This window comes from Cytobacillus kochii (assembly GCF_020171845.1).
Classification (GTDB): domain Bacteria; phylum Bacillota; class Bacilli; order Bacillales; family Cytobacillaceae; genus Cytobacillus; species Cytobacillus kochii.
In genome coordinates this window covers 382,079-403,086 of sequence record NZ_JAIVAM010000004.1, presented here as the reverse complement: position 1 = coordinate 403,086, position 21,008 = coordinate 382,079, and the positions used below count along the sequence as shown (strand labels likewise).

22 protein-coding genes are annotated in these 21,008 nt (G+C 36.6%); 16 read left to right on the top strand and 6 right to left on the bottom strand.

From position 1 onward, the window contains the following. Window positions 1-37: 37 nt before the first annotated feature. The 5 genes from thiW (at window position 38) to LCM23_RS08440 (ending at window position 3,523) form a co-directional block, all read left to right on the top strand. Entirely contained in the window at window positions 38-559 is a 522-nt protein-coding gene (gene thiW / locus LCM23_RS08460; protein WP_224936543.1) for an energy coupling factor transporter S component ThiW, read from the top strand. After that, window positions 528-1,334: a bifunctional hydroxymethylpyrimidine kinase/phosphomethylpyrimidine kinase gene (gene thiD, locus LCM23_RS08455; RefSeq protein ID WP_224936542.1), complete on the top strand. Its 807-nt coding sequence runs from the start codon at window positions 528-530 to the stop codon at window positions 1,332-1,334. The genes thiW and thiD overlap by 32 nt, the downstream gene beginning before the upstream one ends. Then, window positions 1,334-2,143, top strand: coding sequence for a hydroxyethylthiazole kinase (gene thiM, locus LCM23_RS08450; RefSeq protein ID WP_224936541.1), 810 nt, complete (start codon window positions 1,334-1,336; stop codon window positions 2,141-2,143). Before thiD ends, thiM begins: the two co-directional genes overlap by 1 nt. After that, window positions 2,143-2,751: a thiamine phosphate synthase gene (gene thiE, locus LCM23_RS08445; protein WP_224936540.1), complete on the top strand. Its 609-nt coding sequence runs from the start codon at window positions 2,143-2,145 to the stop codon at window positions 2,749-2,751. The genes thiM and thiE overlap by 1 nt, the downstream gene beginning before the upstream one ends. A 145-nt stretch (window positions 2,752-2,896) precedes the next feature. Continuing rightward, window positions 2,897-3,523 carry an FMN-dependent NADH-azoreductase gene (locus LCM23_RS08440; protein WP_095373199.1) on the top strand — a complete coding sequence of 209 codons (627 nt, stop codon included), beginning with the start codon at window positions 2,897-2,899 and terminating at the stop codon, window positions 3,521-3,523. Between the two features lie 342 nt (window positions 3,524-3,865). On the opposite strand, the gene LCM23_RS08435 is transcribed toward LCM23_RS08440, so the two are convergent. Then, window positions 3,866-4,648, bottom strand: coding sequence for a hypothetical protein (locus tag LCM23_RS08435; RefSeq protein ID WP_224936539.1), 783 nt, complete (start codon window positions 4,646-4,648; stop codon window positions 3,866-3,868). A 131-nt stretch (window positions 4,649-4,779) separates the two neighbouring features. On the opposite strand from LCM23_RS08435, the gene pepF reads away from it, so the two are divergent. Both pepF and LCM23_RS08425 read left to right on the top strand, forming a co-directional pair. Beyond that, window positions 4,780-6,570, top strand: a complete 1,791-nt coding sequence (pepF, locus tag LCM23_RS08430; protein ID WP_224936538.1) for an oligoendopeptidase F — start codon at window positions 4,780-4,782, stop codon at window positions 6,568-6,570. A gap of 60 nt (window positions 6,571-6,630) precedes the next feature. Next, window positions 6,631-7,746: an NAD(P)/FAD-dependent oxidoreductase gene (locus LCM23_RS08425; RefSeq protein WP_224936537.1), complete on the top strand. Its 1,116-nt coding sequence runs from the start codon at window positions 6,631-6,633 to the stop codon at window positions 7,744-7,746. 71 nt (window positions 7,747-7,817) lie between these two features. On the opposite strand, the gene LCM23_RS08420 is transcribed toward LCM23_RS08425, so the two are convergent. After that, window positions 7,818-8,642, bottom strand: a complete 825-nt coding sequence (locus LCM23_RS08420; RefSeq protein ID WP_224936536.1) for an aldo/keto reductase — start codon at window positions 8,640-8,642, stop codon at window positions 7,818-7,820. 181 nt (window positions 8,643-8,823) lie between these two features. On the opposite strand from LCM23_RS08420, the gene LCM23_RS08415 reads away from it, so the two are divergent. Both LCM23_RS08415 and LCM23_RS08410 read left to right on the top strand, forming a co-directional pair. Then, complete coding sequence (locus tag LCM23_RS08415) at window positions 8,824-9,504, top strand: NAD-dependent epimerase/dehydratase family protein (RefSeq protein WP_095373204.1); 681 nt, start codon at window positions 8,824-8,826, stop codon at window positions 9,502-9,504. A 29-nt stretch (window positions 9,505-9,533) separates the two neighbouring features. After that, a complete protein-coding gene (locus LCM23_RS08410; RefSeq protein WP_224936651.1) occupies window positions 9,534-10,358 on the top strand; it encodes a 2OG-Fe(II) oxygenase in 825 nt (274 codons plus the stop codon). A gap of 189 nt (window positions 10,359-10,547) precedes the next feature. Here the strand turns inward: LCM23_RS08410 and LCM23_RS08405 are convergent, their stop codons facing one another. From LCM23_RS08405 to LCM23_RS08395, 3 genes are all read right to left on the bottom strand, one after another. Continuing rightward, on the bottom strand, window positions 10,548-10,949 hold the full coding sequence (locus LCM23_RS08405; RefSeq protein ID WP_224936535.1) for a VOC family protein: 402 nt from the start codon (window positions 10,947-10,949) through the stop codon (window positions 10,548-10,550). Between the two features lie 545 nt (window positions 10,950-11,494). Beyond that, window positions 11,495-11,677 carry an SE1832 family protein gene (locus tag LCM23_RS08400; protein WP_224936534.1) on the bottom strand — a complete coding sequence of 61 codons (183 nt, stop codon included), beginning with the start codon at window positions 11,675-11,677 and terminating at the stop codon, window positions 11,495-11,497. A 301-nt stretch (window positions 11,678-11,978) separates the two neighbouring features. Next, on the bottom strand, window positions 11,979-12,734 hold the full coding sequence (locus LCM23_RS08395) for a TraR/DksA C4-type zinc finger protein (protein ID WP_224936533.1): 756 nt from the start codon (window positions 12,732-12,734) through the stop codon (window positions 11,979-11,981). Window positions 12,735-13,018: 284 nt separating this feature from the next. Here LCM23_RS08395 and LCM23_RS08390 point away from each other — a divergent pair, with 284 nt between their 5' ends. Then, entirely contained in the window at window positions 13,019-13,792 is a 774-nt protein-coding gene (locus LCM23_RS08390; RefSeq protein ID WP_224936532.1) for an arylamine N-acetyltransferase family protein, read from the top strand. 37 nt (window positions 13,793-13,829) lie between these two features. Here LCM23_RS08390 and LCM23_RS08385 read toward each other — a convergent pair whose 3' ends face one another. Next, window positions 13,830-14,072 (bottom strand): DUF1450 domain-containing protein, encoded by a 243-nt coding sequence (locus LCM23_RS08385; RefSeq protein ID WP_095373211.1) that lies wholly within the window; start codon window positions 14,070-14,072, stop codon window positions 13,830-13,832. A gap of 129 nt (window positions 14,073-14,201) precedes the next feature. Between LCM23_RS08385 and murB the strand changes: the two genes are divergently transcribed. The 6 genes from murB (at window position 14,202) to LCM23_RS08355 (ending at window position 20,979) form a co-directional block, all read left to right on the top strand. Beyond that, the gene (gene murB, locus LCM23_RS08380) at window positions 14,202-15,134 is read left to right on the top strand and encodes a UDP-N-acetylmuramate dehydrogenase (protein WP_224936531.1); all 933 of its coding nucleotides are present in this window, start codon (window positions 14,202-14,204) and stop codon (window positions 15,132-15,134) included. Further along, on the top strand, window positions 15,127-15,612 hold the full coding sequence (locus tag LCM23_RS08375; protein WP_224936530.1) for a flavin reductase family protein: 486 nt from the start codon (window positions 15,127-15,129) through the stop codon (window positions 15,610-15,612). The genes murB and LCM23_RS08375 overlap by 8 nt, the downstream gene beginning before the upstream one ends. Window positions 15,613-15,702: 90 nt before the next feature. Continuing rightward, complete coding sequence (locus LCM23_RS08370; RefSeq protein WP_224936529.1) at window positions 15,703-16,485, top strand: ABC transporter ATP-binding protein; 783 nt, start codon at window positions 15,703-15,705, stop codon at window positions 16,483-16,485. Between the two features lie 423 nt (window positions 16,486-16,908). Then, a complete protein-coding gene (locus LCM23_RS08365) occupies window positions 16,909-18,651 on the top strand; it encodes an ABC transporter ATP-binding protein (protein ID WP_224936528.1) in 1,743 nt (580 codons plus the stop codon). Then, window positions 18,648-20,384 (top strand): ABC transporter ATP-binding protein, encoded by a 1,737-nt coding sequence (locus tag LCM23_RS08360; protein WP_224936527.1) that lies wholly within the window; start codon window positions 18,648-18,650, stop codon window positions 20,382-20,384. The genes LCM23_RS08365 and LCM23_RS08360 overlap by 4 nt, the downstream gene beginning before the upstream one ends. Window positions 20,385-20,547: 163 nt before the next feature. Beyond that, window positions 20,548-20,979 (top strand): hypothetical protein, encoded by a 432-nt coding sequence (locus tag LCM23_RS08355; RefSeq protein ID WP_224936526.1) that lies wholly within the window; start codon window positions 20,548-20,550, stop codon window positions 20,977-20,979. Window positions 20,980-21,008: the final 29 nt, after the last annotated feature.

Here is a 21,008-nt window from a genome sequence, read left to right as displayed (position 1 = left end):
GCGGCTTTTTTATTTTTATCGAAAGGAGGAAAGGTCTATGAATAAAATCCATAAAATGACGATGACGGCAACGATTGCAGCCATCACTACTGTGTCGAGTAGTCTCATTTTTATTCCGATTGGAATAGCGAAAATTTTTCCGATTCAGCACTTGGCGAATGTATTATCTGCTGTACTTCTTGGACCATGGTATGCCGTTAGTCAAGCGTTTCTTTCATCTACATTGAGAAATATGATGGGGACAGGAAGTGTTTTTGCCTACCCCGGGAGTATGATTGGCGCATTACTTGCAGGGTTCCTTTATCAAAAAACGAAAAAAATTGGCTTCTCAGCACTAGGTGAAGTCGTTGGAACGGGAATGATAGGGGCAGTAGCGACTTATCCGATTAGTACATTACTTTTAGGACAAGAAGCCACCCTTTTCGGATTTCTACCAGCATTTATGGTGAGCTCGTTTACTGGAGCAATTTTAGGATATGGTTTATTAAGAGTATTAATAAAGAATAAAGCTATTGGAGGTTACATCAATGAAAACAGCATTAACGATCGCAGGTTCTGATTCAGGAGGAGGAGCTGGGATTCAAGCAGATCTTAAAACTTTTTCCGCCAATGGTGTGTTCGGCATGTCCGTCATTACGGCGATTACCGCTCAAAATACAGTAGAGGTACGTTCGGTACAGGATATTGAAATCAATATTATAAAAGACCAAATAGAAGCTGTGTTTGATGATATCCAAGTTGATGCTGTCAAAATCGGGATGTTGTCATCTAGTGAGACTGTAAAAATCGTCGCAGACCGTTTAAATCATTATAGTCCAAAAGTGATTGTGTTAGATCCTGTTATGGTTTCGAAAGGTGGACATCATCTTTTAAAGGAACAAGCTATTGAGGCATTAAAAGCGAAGATGTTACCACTTGCGACTGTAATTACGCCAAACATTCCTGAAGCTGAAGTACTTTCGGGTATGACGATTCGCACGGTTGAAGACATGGAGCAAGCTTGTAAAAAGTTATATGAATTAGGGCCAAAAGCCGTCTTATTAAAAGGTGGACATTTAGAAGGAGAACCGAATGACTTATTATGGGATGGTCAAAGTTTCAACTGGTTTAATGGTCGAAGAGTAGAGACAAAAAACACCCATGGTACAGGTTGCACTCTCTCATCTGCCATTGCTGCCGGGTTAGCAAAAGGAGAAGAACTTATTGAGGCCATACAGTCTGCGAAGAATTATATTTCTATAGCGATTGAGCATAGTCTAGCACTCGGTCATGGGCATGGTCCGACAAATCATTTTTATGAGTTATACAACAAAGCAAAGGTGGAGGAAAGATAATGACGATTTCAAGTGAAGCAGTTGAGAGAATCTTTCAGCAGTTAAAAGAACATACCCCACTCATTCATCATTTAACAAATACAGTAACTATTAATGATTGTGCCAATGTGACCCTAGCAATGGGCGGTTCACCTGTTATGGCCACACAACTTTTAGAAGTAGAAGAAATGGCTATGATGGCAGATGGGCTCGTAATTAATTTTGGTACTATTAATGATGCAATGTTTGCGGCGATGATTAAAGCTGGACAAACTGCCAATCAAAAAGGAATTCCAGTAATATTTGATCCAGTGGGTGTTGGTGCAACCACTTATCGCACAAATAAGGCAAAAGAGTTAATTAGCACAATAAAAGTGTCCATTATTCGTGGCAATGCTTCTGAAATTTCAGCTCTTATTGGTAAGAATACTAAAACGCGTGGTGTTGATGCAGGGGCAATTGAAATGGCACCTGAAGCACTCGCAAAGGAGGCAGCCGAAGTTCTAAACTGTCTCATTGTTATTAGTGGGAAAGAAGACGTCATTACAGATGGTAGACAATTCGTTGTGATTGATAATGGAGATTCCCTTTTGACGAAGGTAACTGGAACTGGCTGCATGACAGCTTCATTAGTAGCAACTGCTGCTGCTGTTTCAGAAAATTGGTTTGACGGTGCTGTTATTGGTATGGCTACTATGAGTCTAGCAGGGGAAATCGCAGCAAAGAGCTTACATGCCGGTGAAGGGTTAGGTTCATTTCGAGTGAAGCTAATGGATACGATTAGTACAATGAATGCAGCCACTTGGCTAGATGGAGTGAGGCAAAACTAATGGATTACCGTTTATATTTAGTCACAGATGATAAAATAGCAAACAATGAATTATATGATATTGTTCGAAGTGGTGTAAAAGGTGGTGTGACCATCGTTCAATTAAGAGAGAAGACAGCGGATGGTCAACTCTTTTATGAAAAGGCGAAAACATTACAATCTATATTAAAGCCATTGGATATTCCACTGATTATTAATGATAGAGTAGACATCGCTTTAGCGGTAGGTGCAGCAGGTGTGCATGTGGGACAAGATGATCTGCCATGTGCCGTCGTTAGAAAGGTTGTTCCTGATGATATGGTAGTTGGTATCTCTGTATCTAATGTGGAAGAAGCGAAACTTGCTCAAGAACAAGGAGCAAATTATGTTGGAATAGGTTCGGTGTTTCCGACAACTTCTAAATCTGATGCTGATTTAATAGCACCAGGTATGCTCGAGGAAATCATTGGAGCGATTGATATTCCTGCTGTCGCTATTGGTGGTATTCAACTAGAAAACATAAAAATGCTTAAAAATCGAGGGTTAGCAGGTGTTTCTGTTGTCTCAGCAATTAGTAAATCTAAAAATCCAGAAAAGTCAGCTCGAGATTTACTTCAGTTATTCCTTTAGACCTAAAATATATCATAAGTGTAGTTAAAGAGAACTTATTCCATTGACAAGATACTATTAATATACTAAAATTACTTTTGGTTCGAGATATTTCATTTTAGTGTATTTCGGATAAATTATTACGACATTCGGAGGTCTTCACATAATGGCAAAAGTTCTATTTGTAAACGCAAGTGATCGTCCAGTTGAAGCTGGAATTTCTGTAAAAATGTATCATGCATTTTTACAATCATATAAAGAATCAAATCCATCAGATGATATTACGGAATTGAATCTTTTTGAAGAAAACATGCCTTACTATGGTAATGATGCAATCAATGGTACTTTTAAAAAGAACCAAGGGTTGGAATTAACTGCTGCAGAAGAAAAGGGTGCGGCGTTAGTTGAGAAGTATTTAAATCAGTTCTTTGATGCTGATAAAATCGTTTTCGCATTCCCACTTTGGAATTCAACTGTACCAGCTCCATTGATCAGCTATGTTTCTTACTTAGCTCAAGCAGGTAAAATGTTTAAATATACTGCTGAAGGTCCAGTAGGATTTGCTGGCGACAAGAAAGTGATGCTTTTAAACGCTAGAGGTTCTGATTATTCACTAGAAGGTATGGCTGCTGGCGAAATGGCAGTTAACTTAGTAAAAACAATTATCAGCCTTTGGGGCATTACTTCTCCTTCAGAAGTTGTGATTGAAGGACATAACCAATACCCAGATCGTACACAAGATATTATTGAAGAAGGATTACAAAACGTAGCTAAAGCTGCTGCTCAATTCTAATTCGATACGTAAGCATCTCTATATTTTTGTAGAGGTGCTTTTTTTGTCTAAAGGACGTCCTAAAAGTTGTATTGAGGAAGTCACGGTCGCTCATTCTTTGCGTAAACCTTGAATAAACTTGATTATTATCACACAACTCGATGATGTGTAAAGAGGTTAGGATTCAAAACAGGAAGACATTTTAAACAAGCTAGATAGGCAGTTAAATAGATATAGTTTAACTACATGCATGAATGATGGCTGAGGAACTATTTGTCGAATCAGTACCCATTTGTTACGAAAGATTACTTGCGTATCTTAAAGTAGAACAAAACAGAGTGAGGAATGGCCTCACTCTGTTTGTTATTGTTTTTCAATTTTTGAAGGATTGTTTATTTTATAAGGAACTGCTTCTTCTGCTTTATGCTCTTCATCGACATCGTCTTGGGCTTTTGGTAATTTCTTTTTGACGATTTTGCCATTAAAGGAAAGTTTGTTTCCGATAGCTAATTCTTGTTTTTTTAATGTTTTAGAGTGACTGCACCAAGCTAGTCCAATTGGTAAAGGGTCGTCTTGATGAATTACAACCTCATCGAGCACAATGACTTCATCATGGTCCTCAGTGAAATGATTATAGCTTAGCGCAAATTGCTTCACAATTGCTGAGAAAGCCACCTTATCTTCAGGAAGTTGGATTTTTTTAGCTGCTTCTTTTTTCTTTGTTTTTGTTTTTGTAGCTGTGGTTTTCGGCGGTGTTGGCGCTTGCTCTTTTGTTTTTTCGTCGGCCTGTTTTTCTTCTATTTGTGCGGTGTTCGGTTGTCCAGCAGCATCAAAAGCTTCTTTACCAAAGTTGCCCGCTTGCATTTCTTTTAAATAAGCGGGATGAATGCAACTTAGTTTTCCATCTTGGAACTTGATTACAATGGTGTAATGATCATCTTCTTCACCGTATGCTTGATAGCCGACAATTTCTACTTTGCGTTGATGGGTTTTTTGTTTAAACCAAAACGCTTTCTTGGCAGGCAGCTTCCATTCTTTTAACTTAGTTTCGTATTCTTCTTCAGATTCAAACGGTTGAATCTCACCTTGAGGTGGGAGATAATTAGTTTGATTCGCATCCTCGATATGAGGTAATGTAATAGCCATGATTGGATCTCCTTTCCTTTTTTCCATTATTAATTACTATAAAAAGGTTTAAGAATGGCGAAATAGAATATATTTAGTTAATATAACGCATATGAGCAAAAAAATGAACTATTTAAGGAGTGTTAAAAATTATGACGGCCTATTCTAGTCGAAAAGAGATTCCCGTAGAAGAAACTTGGAATGTCACTGATATTTATAGTGAGGAGTCTGAGTGGCAAAAGGATTATGATTCCATTCAGTCATTAGCGCAGGAGTTAGCTGGGTTCGAGGGGGAAATAAGCGATGGGCAAAGTTTATTTCAATTTCTGAAGAAGCAGGAAGATTTATCTTATTTGTTTGGTAAAGTCTATGCTTATGCGATGTTACAATCAGATGTTGATACAAGGGATAGTCGTGCTCAAAGTTTATTAGATCAATCGAAACAACTAAGTGTAAAAGTGAGTAGTGCAACTTCTTTCTTTATGCCGTTTTTACTTAGCTTAGATGAAGCGACATTAAAAGCTTATATTAAAGAAGAAGAAGGGCTGCAATATTTTGAAGAAGACTTACTCGAATCGTTTCGTTATAAAGCGCATGTGCTCTCAACTGAGCAAGAAAGTTTATTATCACAACTCGGTGAATCGCTTTCTGCACCATCAAATACATATAATATGATTAATAATGCTGATATTGAGTTTGGACTCGTAACAAAAGATAATGGTGAAAAAGTAGAACTTACACGAGGAATGTATGCGAAATTAATTGAAAGTGATGATCGAGAAAAGCGGAAAGAAGCGTATAAGGCGTATTATAAGCCTTATGTACAACTTAAAAATACAATCGGCTCGACTTTATCAGCGGCAATCAAGAATAATGTTACAACCACAAGAATAAGGCAGTATCCTTCTGCATTAGAAAAAGCATTATTTGGTGATAATGTTCCGAAAGAGGTTTACCATAATCTAATTCAGTCCACAAGAGACCATTTGCAAACGATGCACAAATATACAGCATTAAGAAAAGAGTTATTGCAGTTAGATGAATTAAGACAATATGATTTAAGTGCCCAGCTTGTGAAAGATGTCGATATGCAGATTCCATATGAAGAGGCATTTGCGACGATGTGTAAAGCGTTAGCGCCACTAGGGGAAGAGTATATTTCTACATTGCAATCGTTTAAAGAACATCGTTATATTGATGTAAGAGAAACGAAAGGAAAGCGCTCGGGTGCTTATAATATGGGCGTATATGGTGTACACCCTTATATTCTTTTAAATCATCGTGATGATCTTGATAGTATGTTTACACTTGCGCATGAATGTGGCCACGGTGTTCATAGTAAATGGAGTGCCCAGCATCAGCCGCAAATTACGGCAGGCTACAGTATTTTCGTCGCTGAAGTTGCATCAACTGTAAATGAGGTACTTTTAATAAAATATTTACTTGATCACGAAACCAATGAAGACGTCAAACGACATTTACTTAATCATTTTATTGATCAGTTTAAAGGCACATTCTTTACACAAGTCATGTTCAGTGAATTTGAATGGAAAACGCATCAATTAGCAGAAGAAGGTAAAACGTTAAATACAGAAGTGTTTAATGGCATTTATGAACAGCTATTTAAAGATTATCATGGGGAAAGCCTTGTATTAGATGAAGAGGTAAAATATGGTTGGTCAAGAATTCCGCATTTTTATCGACCATTTTACGTATATAAATATGCGACAGGTTATGCTTCAGCCATTCAATTAGCAACGAAGATTTATAATGGCGATGAGGAAACATTAAAGACTTATCTTGAGTTTCTAAAAAGCGGAAGTTCAGAATTTCCATTAGCCTTATTAAAAAATACGGGCGTGGATTTAACGACGTCAAAACCGATTGACGAAGCGTTACAAACGTTTGAAGAGCTTGTGGAAGAGTTCGCAAGCTTAAGCTAGAAAGAAAAAAGACGGAAAGCATATTGCCTTTCGTCTTTTATCCATGATGGAGGAAAAAATATGCAACAAATGATAGTGATTGGAGCAGGCATACTAGGTGCATCTACTGCTTACCATTTAGCGAAAGCTGGTTTTAAGGTGACAGTAATCGATCGGCAAGATGCAGGGCAAGCGACAGAAGCAGCTGCGGGTATCGTCTGCCCATGGTTGTCACAACGTCGAAACAAAGCGTGGTATCAGCTTGCTAAAGGGGGAGCGAAGTATTATCAACAATTAATTCCAGCACTTGAAGCGGAAACTGATCAAGACACCGGTTATAAAAAAGTAGGTGCGATTAGTTTACATCACGACGAAACAAAACTTGAAAAGATGATAGATAGGGCGATAAAAAGGCGAGAAGATGCACCAGAAATCGGTGAAATCAAAAATTATAATCAAGAAAAAACGAGAGACGCCTTTCCGCCACTGTCGCACGATTTTCAATCAGTATATGTGAGTGGAGCGGCTAGAGTAGATGGGCGTAAACTTAGGAAGGCACTGCTAAAAGCCGCCGAACTATATGGCGCAGATATCATTCATGGTGAAGCTTTATTAGTAGGTGAAAATGGTCAACTAGAAGGGGTAAAGGTGAATGGAGAGCTATTACATGCAGATAAAATCATCGTAACCGCCGGCGTTTGGGCAAGGGAATTATTAGAGCCAATAGGGCTCAACTTTCAAGTTAGTGCTCAAAAAGCACAAATTGCCCATCTTCACGTACCTGATGCAGACACATCTGAATGGTCTGTGGTTCAGCCGCCAACAAATCATTATTTACTCTCTTTTGAAGATGGTAAAGTCGTTGTTGGTGCGACACATGAGGATGAACATCCGTTTAATACGAATGTGACAGCGGGGGGCGTGCTTGAAGTATTATCTAAAGCGTTGACTGTGGCACCTGGTTTACAAGCGGCCACTCTTGTTGAGACAAAAGTGGGATTTAGACCGTTTACACCTGGTTTTTTACCCGTTATAGGTCAAGTTCCTGGGTACGAGAAACTATATGCTGCCAATGGCTTAGGAGCATCTGGATTAACATCTGGTCCGTATTTAGGTGCGCAATTAGCAAAGCTTGTAATTGGCGAGGAATTAGATATTGATATAGCCCTATATAATATTAATGACGCCTTTAGGTAATAAAAAAAGAGGGAGGTGCAAATATAAGAATATTATAGCACTTACCTCTTTATCCTATTGATGAAAGAATATTAGCGAACATTCATATCCGATGGATCTGGGCCTTTTCTTTCATTGCGATTAAGTTTATTAATGGTTTCCATTTGTGCTTGCGAAAGCTCAAAATCAAAGACATCGAAGTTTTCTTTAATTCTAGAAGGAGTAACTGACTTAGGAATAACAATTGTATCGTTCTGCAAATGCCAACGAAGAACTACTTGGGCAGGTGTTTTTCCTACTGAGTTGGCTATTTCTTTAATTGAATCAAGTTGTAATACTTCCCCGCCTTGTTGTAAAGGGCTCCATGCCTCAACATAAATATCATGTTTGTTACAAAATTCCTTCAATTCGTTTTGTGATAAATAGGGGTGACATTCTACTTGATTTAAGACAGGTTTGACTGAACACTCATTTAATATACGTTCTAAATGTTCAATATGAAAATTGCAGACGCCGATCGCTTTTACACGACCATCTTTATATAATTTCTCTAGTGCTTTATATGTATCTACATAAGTATCGAATTGTGGTGTTGGCCAATGAACCAAGTACAAATCAACATAATCTAATCCTAACTTTTCTAGACTTTCGTCAAACGCTTTTAATGTCTGTTCATATCCTTGATCCGTATTCCAAACTTTTGTCGTAATGAATAGATCTTCTCTAGCAATACCAGCGTTTTTAATGGCTTTGCCGACACCTTCTTCATTTTGATAAATCATCGCTGTATCAATGGAACGATACCCAACTTCAATGGCTGTTTGCACAGCAGCGGTTGCTTCCTCATTTTGCACTTGCCAAACACCAAAGCCAAGTTGGGGCATTTCTACTCCATTGTTTAAAGTAATTGTATTCATGTAGTACCTCCTTTAATGTTATGGTCATATTATGGCATATGATGTAATTTTTGCAAAAAGAAAAGCTTCGTGACTAGAAAAAAACAATAAATGCACAATAATTCAAACTTTTTGTTTTTATCTGTACCCGTTTCCATGTATCATAGAATGAAAGGAAAAAATATAGAAGGATGGTTTAAAGATGGGAAAGACTGCGCTGATAGCAGGTGCAACAGGCCTAGTTGGGCAAGAATTATTAAAATTATTACTACAAGATTCGTATGAGAAAGTGATTGCTATTGTTAGAACACCGCTTCATATGAAACATGAAAAATTGATTGAATTAGTCATTGACTTTGATTATTTAGAAGAATATGCCGAACATTTTTGTGTTGATCACGTTTATTGCTGTTTAGGAACGACCATTAAAAAAGCAAAAACAAAAGAGAAAATGATTAAAGTAGATGTAGATTATCCTTATACGATGGCAAAGTTAGCGAAGAGTCATGAGGTTGAACATTTTGTCATTATAAGTTCTATCAATGCAAATGCTCGTTCTAAATTGTTCTATCCAAGGATTAAGGGCTTACTAGAAGATAAACTAAAAACATTGTCATTACCTGCATTATCGATTGTAAGGCCTTCATTGTTAATGGGAGAACGATTAGAAAAGCGTAGAGGGGAACTTGCGGGTAAAAAGCTGTATCAACTTTTGTCGCCATTATTGAATGACGAGAAAAAAATGAAATATGCCATTGAAGCCAAGCATGTTGCTCAAGCAATGAAATGTATCACTGATATGGAGAAACAAGGTGTTTGTATTTATTCTTCAGAGCAACTAATGAAGATTGTTCAGTCTCAACAAAACATATTGTCAAAATAGGGGAGGAGTTGACGTCTGTTTTGGAAAAAATGAAAACTATTTCAAATGAACTACAAGATTGGATTATTGATACATTAAAACAAGGAGTAAGTCCATTAGCTATTACGAATGGTCTGATTAAAAAAGGATTTGATGCTAGGTTTGCCTATGAGACAATGTTTGAAATTGCGTTTGCCAGTTCAGATATTAAAGGTGCCTCAACTTATCAATATGAACCTGTCTATTTAAATGAACAACCTCATACCATTGTGGTAGATAATCAAATGGTGTTTGTTCGCTCAAACTTTATAAAACCAACGATTATCCAACTAGACCATGTATTATCAGATGAGGAATGTGATTTTCTCATTGAACGGGCGAAAAGCCGCCTTCAGCCATCTAAAGTCATAGATGCGAATTCTGGAGCAGAAAAAGCCGCTGCTGGTAGAACGAGCAAAGGGATGTATTTTAAGCTTCAAGAAGATGATTTTATTGCTCGAATTGAAAAACGAATCAGTTTGCTGACCTCTTATCCAATTGAAAATGGGGAAGGTTTGCAAGTATTGCATTATGAAGTCGGTGATGAATATAAGTCTCACTTTGATTTTTTTCCGGAAAACCGTGTAGACAATCGTAAAGGCGGGCAAAGAATAGCGACGATGCTAATCTATTTGAATGATGTCGAATCAGGCGGTGAAACGATATTTCCAAAGATTAATGCTTCATTTACCCCTAAGAAAGGATCTGCTGTCTTTTTTCACTATAGTAATTCTCTAGGTGAAGTCGATCGCAAATCATTACATTCAAGTTTACCGGTACAAAGAGGAGAAAAGTGGGTGGCAACCAAATGGATTAGACAAAAAAGGATTGATTAAAAGCGTGGTGATGATATAAATGTGGGTGCTCTTTTTTATCATTGTTTTTTTATGTAGTATAGCTTTTTGGATTGATAGAAAAAGGAGGCATCATCCATATTTGCCTCCTACTAATGTAAATATGAGAGAAGATAAAAATGTGATGATGGGTGATAACAAGTATTTAAATGGTGGAGAATGACGATGAAACTATGTTGCGGGTGCAACAATTTCAACCTTCATCCGGTCTGGATCTTCAAAATAAACAGCATAATGCCCTGTACCACCAGCGAAGGGGTGCTTATCTTCATAGAGAATTGTAACATGATTTTCTCTTAATTTTTCTGTAATCACATCAACCTGCTCTCGTGACTGTGCATGAAAAGCTAAATGATTAAGGCCAACACGACAACGATGATAGGGAATGTCTAAATATTTCTCTTCTGCTTGTACAATGACTAAATAACTGTTCTCTATTTTCCAACTTTGTCCGTACTTCCATGTTTGAAAACGACTGTAACCCAGCTCTGTTAGTAATGCATCCCAAAAAGCTACACTACTTGAAAGTTCTGACACATACAATTCTATATGATGAATCATTCCTTTAGACATTGGTAATGCCTCCTTAGCTTGCCTCATTAATCACTTGATTCCACAGAGAATGCTCATCCTCATCCACCTTTTTAGTTAACTTATACGGTATCAATAGCAACATCATCTTGTAGAAAAGTTACGGTGTTACGCATAATAACCGATTAGACCGTTATGTATTTGAACTTCTTCTAATTGCGAGCTTTCTATATTCGTTATAAGGGTAACTAAATTTAATGAGCAGGTTTCGATTAACACCCCTATTTTTTGTCTTTGTTAGAAATCCAATCGGAAGGGCAAGAAGTGGTTTTTTTCTACTATCCTTTTACAACCACAAAGTTTCTCATTATAAGATTGCTGTCACAAGATATCAAATCAGCGTTCTGTTGACACTCTGTTAAATAGAATGTGAAGGCAAAAATATGAAAATAAGATTATTTTTTAGTGCAAGTCATGTGTTCATCATCTCAGGAAACATCCCCCAAATTAATTGGGGGAAGCCTTCATTATCACTATATAGACCCGGCGGCAAATCAACAGGCCGTTTCACACCTGCAGTCAGCGTATTATTTCTCAAGCTCAGCTTTTAAATGATTAAGCCTTTGTAGTTCTTCTTCAATTTCTTTCATTCGTAATTCTTGTTTCTCAACTGAACGTCCAAATGACTCTAACTTTTCGATATCATCTTGTAAGCGCATATAGTCCATTTTTAACTCTGCTAATTGGTTTTCAATTTCCTTTAATGTCATTTACTCTCCCCACCTATGTATATAATCCTTTTTAGTTTAACGTATATCTTCACTGGTTACTAGTAAATGGAGACATAATGAAGACGCTTCTGCATATAGATGGAGTAAGGGAAACGTAAGTCTTTACTTCTTAGATAAACCGGAGGAATGAACTTCACCATTTATGGAGGAGGATGATTCCGATCGAAGCCGATGTCTTGATTCAATTACTCGTGTTAATTGTCATGATGATCGATCTCGCCAAAGAAGAGAAGTAAAGCAGTGAATAATAAAAAGCGAGACGCTATAGTCTCGCTTTTTATTATTGCTCATCTTCTTTGTTTTCTACATAAGGTTCTTCTTCATAAGCTTTTAAATCACCGAAAGTGGTCATAATGCCTTCTTCATCAAGTGCTTCTTCATAAGCACGTAACTGTTTAGTGTCAAAAATTTGAATGTTTTTGCCATCGATATCCGTTCCCACACTATTCTCGAACTCTTCTGTATAGCCAACATTTTCACCGGAATTAAGATACATTTTTTCATAATCTGTTGGGGCATCGTATAAATCTGACGGTCCATCTGAATTCCCCCATTTTGCAACAGATTGCCAGCTATCTTCTTCATCAAAACCGTTATTATCATCATGTGGTACCTCGACATCGGCATTAATGACTTCTTCTTCTATTGGTCTGTACTCATTTAAGTTCTGCTGTTGACTATGTTCAATGCAAGTTGTTGCTGTTGGCAATGCCTCAAGTCGGCTTACGGGAATCTCTTTTTGACAAACTTGACACACTCCATAAGTTCCTTTTTCTATAGCAGTAAGAGCTGTGCGAATTTCATCAACTTCATCTCTATAATGATCGTCTATGGCTAGGTCCTTTTCTCTTTCGTATAATTCAGTCGCAGAATCAGCTGGATGATTATCGTAATTAGATAATTCGCCTGAAAAACCAACATTATTTTGTTCCTCATGGAGTCCGAAATGATGATTTTGCTCTATTTGTTGTTCATTTTCGTTTAAAGATTGTGTTAACAATTTTTTAAAATGATGTAGTTGTTCAGCAGATAACATAATGAAGTCCTCCTATCTTTGTTGCTTATATTGTCAGCGGTTTGTCTCTTTATTATGTAAGGTTTATTCAAAGTGATTTGTGTTTCATGTGTTTGGTTTTTTAAGGAATAAAATAGTAGGCAATCTGTGATAGGTGGGATGATTAATTTTTTCTTATTAAATACTCCTCAGTAATTGAAAGAATCAGAAAGATACCTTGTGCTCGCCAATTTTATGCAGATTCATTTATGAGATAGGCGAAGCGTGTTATAGTAGAGTGAAGTTATACCAAAGGATGATGAACAATGACAGACTTGACAATGAAGTTCAAAGAGAAAATTCATTTTCAAGAAAAGATTACATTTAATAATTTGGACGAAGTTCTAAGAAAAACAACAAATATCTTCCCGTTTGAAAACACGAGTATTATGGCGAGAAGCACAACACCTATTACAAAAGAATTAATTGAAGAAACTTGTTTAATCAATGGATTTGGTGGTGTTTGTTATCATTTGAACCCTTTGCTTTTTTATGTATTAAAAGATGAAGGATTAGATGTAAAATTAGTAAAAGGGAATGTCTATGATCACAGTAAACAAACATGGTCAAGTACTGGGGACACGCATGTATGTATCATTCTCACTAAAGAAAATAAACCTTTCTTAGTAGATACAGGTTTTGGCAATAATTTACCTTTAAAAGCTGTACCGTTAGACGGTGAAGAAGTCAAATCAGCGAACGGTTTTTTTAGAATCACATACAATAACGATGAATATATTTTAAATATGAAAAAAAACGGTGTACATGATTGGAAAACAGGGTATAAATTCTCTTTGGCAAACACTATACAATCAGAAGATGAATTAACGACCATACAAGACACCATTATCCATAGTGAATCCTCACCTTTTAATAAGGGTTATCTATTCACATCTATTAGAGAATATGAAACGATTACGTTGACAGAAAGTTCCTATACCCTAAATGTAGGGGGGAATATAACGAAAAGAAAAGTAACAACAGCTGAATTTTTACAATTAGCTAAAGATCTATTTGGGATTACTATAAAAAATAAATAAAAAACTGGAGCCTTTATTAGGCTCCAGTGCGAATGAATTATGCGAACAATGCCAGTTCCTCTTCTATTTTAATGCGTATATTTTCAATGCATTCCGGCAAGTCTTTTCCAAATATCCTTTGTCCGTTTACGAGCGCATATGGTCTCATTTTGCAAAGACCACATAAGTTTTGACAATCATAGCTCATAACAGCTACTTCGGGATATTTTTCTAATAGTGCTTGCAACGCTTCTTCTGACAAGAGGTTCATGTCGCAAATTTCTAGTAATATTAAACCCATGGTTATCACACTTTCTTTCGTCTCACAAAGTACTAGATAAATACATGATTTCATGTTATTTTATTTTTATACCTTTCAGTATAAAAATGCATTGACTTTTTGTAAAGCATAACAGATTGGAGTAAAAAAATGAACATCAAAGAAACATTACGTCAGCTATTAACGAATAGTGATATCTATCATCAAGAGCCGATGTCAAAACATACATATATACAGGTTGGTGGCGAGGCGGAAATTTTCGTGCAGCCAAGAAATACTGAAGACGCACAAAAGGTTGTAAAATTTGCCTTCGATAAAAAGATTCCTCTAACCTTACTTGGAAAAGGAGCAAATGTCATTATTAGTGATCATGGTTTACCTGGAATTGTGTTAAACCTGAATCATTTTAATGATATTGCTGTTAATGAAAAACAAATAACAGCAGGTAGTGGCGCTGAAATTATTCATGTTTCTCGTACTGCTTATGAACACGGACTAGATGGGTTAGCGTTCGCATGCGGGATCCCAGGAAGTGTAGGCGGTGCGGTATTTATGAATGCAGGGGCATACGGTGGTGAAATCTCGAATGTATTAACAAAGGTCATTGCTTTAAATACGGAAGGTGAGTTATTAACGCTAACACCAGAAGACTTTGATTTTGCTTACCGTACAAGTGCATTTGCTAAGAAAAAGCTAATTGTATTAGAAGCGACATTCACGCTACAAAAAGGAAATCAAGCAGACATAAAAGCAAAGATGGATGAATTTACCTTTGCGAGAGAATCGAAACAACCACTAGAGTATCCTTCTTGTGGTAGTGTCTTTAAACGACCTCCGGGATACTTCGCTGGGAAGTTGATTCAAGATAGCGGCTTACAGGGCTTAACGGTTGGGGGCGCGCAAGTGTCGACGAAACATGCAGGTTTTATGGTGAATATGAATGAAGCGACTGCTAGTGATTATATTCAGCTCATTCATCTTGTACAAGAAAAGGTCTTTGCCAATTTTGGTGTGAAGCTAGAAAGAGAAGTACAAATTTTAGGGGATTATGAGGAGAATGAAAGGGGAAAGAATCATGAGTAAAACAGATTTATTTAAAGAAGTCATGGGTAATTACCCTACTGGTGTCACTGTTGTCACAATGATGGACGAAGAAGGCACTCCTATCGGTTTAACGGTGAATTCATTCGCTTCTGTTTCATTAGATCCAATGTTATTATTGTGGTCAATTGATAAAAGAGTATCTTCTTATGAGAAGTTCACGCAAACGAAAAAATTTGCTGTCCATGTATTAGCTCATGATCAAGCAGAAGTTTGTTCATTATTTGCTTCAAAAGGTCTTGATCGTTTTAAAAATACTGATTGGTCTGAATCAGCCAATGGATTGCCAATTATTGCTGATTGCGCTGGTGTATTTCAATGCGAGATGCATGACACAATTGAAGCTGGCGACCACAGTATTTTAGTGGGAAAAGTAATTGATATAGAAAGCAATAAAAAAGAACCGTTATTATATCATAAGCGTAAATTCGCAGGTATCCCTGACAGTTTTTATGAGTGAAATGAATAATTTACATAAACAGGACGGACAAAAGCCAAAAGCACCGTTCTGTTTTTTTATTATATAGTTTAGTTTTTAGGGAGGGTAAAGATGGATACAGTGCTTCAAATAGAAAATGTCTACTGTTCAAGAAATCAAGAGCTCATCCTAAAAAATATGAATTGGCAAGTAAATAATGGGGATCATTGGGCAGTGCTTGGTTTAAATGGTTCAGGAAAGACCACATTATTAAATATGATTATGGGCTATATTTGGCCAACTAGTGGACAAATATCAGTATTGGGTCATACATACGGAAAAGTAGACTTACAGCAAGTAAGGCAATCCATTGGATGGGTATCCTCTTCTTTTCAAGAGAAGATTCGTCCATACGAGCGAGTACAAGATATTATTGTTAGTGGGAAATACGCATCTATCGGACTTTATGACGAACCTTCAATGGATGACATTGAAGAAGCAAATGAATGGTTAGAGCAATTCCATTTAATCCAATTACAGAATGAAACTTATCAAACTTGCTCTCAAGGTGAGAAACAAAAAATATTAATCGCTCGTGCCCAAATGGCCCATCCAAAATTGCTCATTCTTGATGAACCAACAACTGGACTAGATTTTGTTTCTCGTGAACAGCTGCTGGGTTCAATTGCTCGTATCTCAAAACAAAAAGAAGCGCCGACCATTATTTTCGTTACCCATCATATTGAAGAAATCATTCCTATTTTCAATAAATCTCTATTAATCAAAGACGGTACGGTATTTAAAAGTGGAAATACATCTGAGTTACTTACGAGTGAAACATTAACTGATTTTTTTGGCATAACAGTTGAAGTAGACAGGCATTCAAAAAGAATGTCTTTGAAAAAAACATATTGACACAAATATGAAAATAGTGGTAATATTCAAAAGACGCTATTTACAAATGAGAGGAGGTAAGGACGATGAAAGCAAGAGTGAAGGCATTCATGAAAACAAATTCATATTCGTCCCTACCTTTTTTTCGATAATGCTTTATTCTTTTAATGAATGGAGGTATGGCAACACGTTCATACCTTAGAAGAGAAATGCGGCCTCTTTATGGGGACCGCATTTTCTTTTTTTGGAGAAGAAAATAGGGGAGATAAACAGAGACTTGCCATGTAAATTTCTGTGCAAGTCGAGTTTTTCTAATAGATAGTTGAATAAAGATAAGGGGATGTTAAAGATGAACAGAAAACAAAGAATATTACTATTAAAAAATCAGCGTATAGGTTGTGGGTAGAGGAAACAGACAGCAAGAGAGGAAAGGTTGTGTAATAAATGTTTGATGTGTTAAAGAAACTCGGTTGGTTTTTTAAAAAATACAAAAAGCAATACGGTATCGCCGTTCTATTATTGATGTTAGCTACTGTATTAGAAATTATTCCACCGTACTTAATTGGGGTCATTATTGATTACATTACAGAAGGTGAAATGACACGTGATTTACTTATTCAGTATGTAGCGGTCTTCTTAGGTATTATTATTTTTAGCTATATGTTAAATTTCTTTTGGCAATACGGTCTATTCGAAGGATCCGTCAACTTGCAACGATTAATGCGGCGGAAATTAATGAGCCAATTTCTGCGTATGACACCGACTTTTTATGAAAAAAATCGCACCGGAGATCTGATGGCCAGGGCGACCAATGATTTGAATGCCGTCTCGTTAACCGCAGGATTTGGGATTATGACGTTGATTGACTCTACTTTCTTTCTCGGTGGTATTATCTTAGCGATGGGCTTCATGATCTCGTGGGAACTTACTTTTTTCGCCATGTTACCTGTCCCAGTTATGGCCATATTAATTCAATATTATGGCAAACTTGTCCATGAAAGGTATATGAGAGCACAAGATGCTTTTGGCGAGATGAATGATAGTGTTTTAGAATCAGTCTCTGGTGTGAGAGTTATTCGCGCCTATGTGCAAGAGAAGGCAGATGAACAACGGTTTGCTGATATGAGTGAAGATGTTTTTGAGAAAAATATGCATACCGCCAAAATAAATGCTTTATTCAATCCAATCACAACAATTGGAACTGGTATTAGTTATATTGTCGCACTCGGTTATGGATCAGTGTTAGTGGCTAATGGAGACTTATCTGTTGGGCAACTAGTTACCTTTAATGTTTATTTAGGATTAGCGGTTTGGCCAATCTTTGCTATTGGTGAGTTAATCAATGTGATGCAACAAGGGAACGCTTCTTTAGACAGAGTGCAAGAGACATTAAATTATGAAGCGGATATCATGCCGCCAACAAAACCTTTAGCAGTCGATAAGCCCCATATTTTACAATTCCAAGAGTTAACCTTTCAATATCCTACGAGTAAAGTCGTTAACCTCTCAAATATTAATTTAAGCTTAAGAAGTGGTGAAACGTTAGGAATTGTGGGTAAAACAGGCGCAGGGAAAACGACCTTTATTCGCCAATTGTTGAGGGAGTATCCTTTAGGAGAAGGAGGAATATCTATTGATGATATCGACCTTTCCCAACAGACGAAAGAACAAGTATTAGATTGGATTGGCTATGTACCGCAAAGTCACGTGCTTTTTTCTCGAACAATTAAAGAAAATATATTATTCGGTAAAGAAGATGCCACAGACGAAGAAATAGAAAAAGCGATTGATTTGGCTGCTTTTACAAAAGATTTAGCTTATCTTCCGCTCGGGTTAAATACGCTAGTAGGTGAAAAAGGTGTTTCCTTATCAGGGGGACAAAAGCAGCGGGTATCGATTGCTCGCGCATTAATTAAAGATCCTGATATTTTAATATTAGATGATTCCTTATCTGCTGTAGATGCAAAAACAGAGTCTGCAATTATCAGCAATATTCAAAGCGAAAGAGCGGGAAAAACGACAATTATTACAACACATCGTTTATCAGGTATTCAACACGCAGATCAAATTATTGTTTTAGATAATGGTGTGATTACACAAGTAGGTACACATGATGATTTAATTAATGAAGACGGTTGGTATAAAGAACAGTATGTACGCCAACAGCTAGAGGGGGCAAATTCATGAGCACAGGCAAACAATTATTATCGTATGCGCTAAGGTTTAAAGGCACCATTTTACTCGGGTTGTTATTTCTATCCATTGCAGTGTTCACTGACCTAGCGGGCCCCTTTATTGCTAAACATATCATTGATAATCATATGACACTCGGCCAATTTGACTTTACACCAATTCTATACTTACTCATTCTATATTTCTCATTATCAATTTGTACGGCTATTTTCCGTTATTTTATGTATTTACAATTACAAAAGGGTTCAAATAGAATTATTCAAGCATTAAGAAAAGATGTATTCAAGCATATTCAAACATTACCAATTGGTTTCTTTGATCAATTACCATCTGGTAAAATTGTAGCAAGAGTGACAAATGATACAGAGGCAATTAGAAACTTATTTGTGCAAGTACTTTCGAGTTTTGCTACGAGTGCCATTTCTATAACTGGTGTCTATATTGCCTTATTCATTTTGAACTGGAAAATGGCTTTAATCGCACTCGTTATGATACCAATCGTTTATATTTGGATGATTCTATATAGAAAGTATGCTTCACAGTATAATGACGTGATCCGAACAAAAATTGCTGATATTAATGCAATGATCAATGAATCCATTCAAGGGATGACTATTATTCAAGCTTTCCGTCGAGAAAAACAAATGACGAAAGAGTTTGATGAAATGAATGAAGAACATTATCAATATGAGAGAAAGCTAATTATTCTTGATTCTGCGACTTCTCATAACCTTGTAAATACGTTAAGGCTACTGTTATTTACATGTTTTATCATTTATTTTGGGACACAATCATTTAGTGGTACACAAATAGTGACAGCTGGAACCCTATATGCGTTTGTTGACTATTTAACAAGACTTTTTAATCCGATTACAAATATTGTGAATCAATTTTCGCAAATGGAGCGTTCACTTGTAGCCGGGAATCGTGTATTTGAAGTTTTAGCATTAAAAGGTGAGAAGGTATCTAATGAAAAGATACCAAAATATAAAGGGCATGTGGTGTTTGATCAAGTATCCTTCGCATATAAAGAACCTGATTTTGTTTTAAAGGATATTTCATTCCAAGCCAAAAAGGGAGAAACGATTGCGCTCGTGGGTCATACAGGTTCAGGAAAAAGCTCGATTATGAACTTATTATTTCGCTTTTATGATCCAACAATCGGTAAAATTTATATTGATGGAGTTGATATTACGACGATACCACGACAAACGATTCGTGAACATATGGGGATAGTTTTACAAGACCCGTATCTTTTTACAGGGACTATTGCTTCGAATGTAAGTTTAAATCAACCTAATATTACAAGAGAAAGAGTGGAGCATGCGATTCAGTCAGTTGGTGCTGATCGAGTGCTATCACATTTAGAAAAAGGGATAGATGAACCGGTAATTGAAAAAGGAAGTACTTTGTCTTCCGGTCAAAGACAATTAATCTCGTTTGCACGGGCGCTCGCTTTCGATCCAGCGATCCTAATCCTCGATGAAGCAACATCAAATATAGATACAGAAACGGAAGAGATTATTCAAAACGCAATGAATGTTCTAAAACAAGGAAGAACCACTTTTATCATCGCTCATAGACTGTCTACAATTAAAAATGCTGACCGCATTTTGGTGCTTGATAAAGGTGAAATCAAAGAACAAGGCAGTCACGAAGAGCTCATTGCAGCAGGTGGCATATACGAACAAATGTACGAGATGCAAGCGAAATCTTTACAAGCATAAGAAGAAAAAACCAATCTGAGTATAAATCTTAGATTGGTTTTTTCATTTAACTAATAAATTAAACGAACTATGTTCCAAATATTCAATAGGAAAGAAAATAATAAATGCACAATTAAGAGTAAAAAAAATCTTGAGGGAAAAGTTAATAACAGAGGTGATTAAGATGAAAAAAATGTTGATCTTACTTTCTTTCGCACTATTATTATCATTTGTTTCAACAGCTTCTGCACAAGGACTTCCTCAAGTGGAATTGTTTGATGTGGAAGTCAACGACGTTGTAAAAAAACGGCCCCCTAATGAACAAATACAACAAGAAGCAACATCTATTCTTCAATCAATCAATGGGATATATGTGAAAATTAATCCTATGCCTAAAGACGGCTATATGGTTCGTATTCCGTTGGCACCCTCATTGACCGTAAAAAACAAATGGTTTAATGATTTTATCAACGAAATGGTATTAATTATTCCTGAAGAAGAAGAGCCTTATATTATGTTATTAGATGACGAAAATCATCCCCACTTCCTCATTGCCCAACGAGATTTCTACCAAATAGTGACACTTATAATTGGCGAATCAAACAGCTTAAGATGAAGATGACAAGATTAAAAGCTACCAAAGAA